This is a genomic window from Bradyrhizobium sp. BRP22 (genome assembly GCF_020194175.1).
GTDB lineage: Bacteria > Pseudomonadota > Alphaproteobacteria > Rhizobiales > Xanthobacteraceae > Bradyrhizobium.
On sequence record NZ_JADYVX010000105.1, the window covers coordinates 1 to 887 of the forward strand.

Annotated in this window: 1 protein-coding gene and 1 pseudogene; one reads left to right on the forward strand and one right to left on the reverse strand. The window is 65.3% G+C overall.

Annotation, left to right across the window (positions count from 1 at the left end; genetic code table 11):
• Nucleotides 1-535, forward strand: a 535-nt coding sequence (locus I6F35_RS39560; RefSeq protein WP_225122961.1) for a TetR/AcrR family transcriptional regulator, incomplete at its 5' end; no start/stop codon positions are given.
• Between the two features lie 227 nt (nt 536-762).
• Here I6F35_RS39560 and I6F35_RS40725 read toward each other — a convergent pair.
• Nucleotides 763-887: pseudogene (locus I6F35_RS40725) on the reverse strand (IS21-like element helper ATPase IstB); the annotation flags it as partial.

Here is an 887-nt window from a genome sequence, read left to right on the forward strand (position 1 = left end):
CGACGGCATCGCCGCCGCCGGGATAGCCGGGATGATGGGAGAGGCCGGCCTGACCAAAGGGGCATTCTCTCCGCATTTCGAGTCAAAGGACGCGCTTGTTCGCGAGGCGCTGGCGAGCGCGCTCGGCGACCAGCAGCATCGTCTTGATGAAGATCAGCTCACGGATCTGGACCTTGAAGGCGCGATTCGGGGGTACCTGAACCGCGCTCACCTCGAAGCCCGGGCGGACGGGTGCCCCTCCGCGGCGCTACTTCCGGAAATCGCCCGCCAGCCTCTGTCCATCAGGCAAGATTACGAGAAAGCGCTGCGAAGCTACGTTGCGACGTTGGCCGCGCTCCTTCCCGGCGCAGATTCTGCAGCGAACCGCCACCGCGCGACCGCCATCTTCAGCCTCATGGTGGGCACCCTGCAGGTCGCACGGGCCGTGCCCGGCGCTGCCGAAGCGGAGCGGATCTTGGATAGCGGCATTGAGGCCGCGTTGCACCTGGCGCGAGCTCGATCGGGAACGGCCGCGAGCTCAGGTCGGACACGGTAGTAGGCCCAGATCACCGAGGTCGCCTTCTGGCCCTTCGGAGACCCGCCGACAGCAAGCGCTAACGTCTGCTGTCAGGAGTAGAGCCGAATAACGGTCGGCCTTCGCCGGCCCCTCAGCTAACTCCGCGCACGTTGCAAGGCGGCTTCCAGCCATGTTCGCTCCTTCTCCCAGCGGGCTTCTTCGGCCTGCGATTTTTGATCGAGCGCCTCTAGCTCGGCTTGAATGTGTCAATCGGCTTGCAAATTTGACCCCTCATCGGCGTCCAATTTTGACCCCTTCGGGCGGCGGGGTTTGGCGGTAGCGCTCGTCTCGTCGGAGCTGGTCGGGATAGCGGAGGCGAGACGAGCGCGGG